1 pseudogene is annotated in these 539 nt (G+C 47.1%); it reads right to left on the bottom strand.

Annotation, left to right across the window (positions count from 1 at the left end):
* Positions 1-539 (bottom strand): annotated as a pseudogene (locus ACS8FC_RS20375) (DNA mismatch repair protein MutS); the annotation flags it as partial.

Genomic DNA, 539 nt, shown 5'->3' on the forward strand with positions numbered 1-539 from the left:
TATTGATGCGCGCATGCTGACGCAGTGGACGCTTCATTTGCTGTACGAGAAGTCGCTTGCCCATTGGCGTTTGACAATGGTTAAGGACAGATATTAACGACGTGCCGTTGCTACTGACTGGACTAAATAACTCAAGGTTTTGCTGACTATTGGCATCGATAATCAAATAATCGTCACTGTATTCAACGATCAGCTGATTGACTTGTGGCACATGACGCTGCTGCGTTTGCCGAGCATAATGGATAAGCGCTGCACAGCTAGTTTGCGCCAGCAGGTTATCCGCGATACCCAAACCGTCAAGACGTTGTACCTCAAACTGCTGACAAAGCGTGTCACTGGCATGCTCACGATGAAAGTCATTGGCAGCGACTTCTATGATGGGGCAGTCCAGATGTTGCCGTAACCACAGCATCCACTCTGCATCTGTGCTATCGCTGAATGCTTCACTAATGATACATTCACTGGGTGCAAAACGAGCAAGTACCGTCAGCATTTGAGTTTGCAAACCATCTATATCGTTTTTATCTGCTATTAGCGTC

This window comes from Psychrobacter sp. 1Y4 (assembly GCF_051847555.1).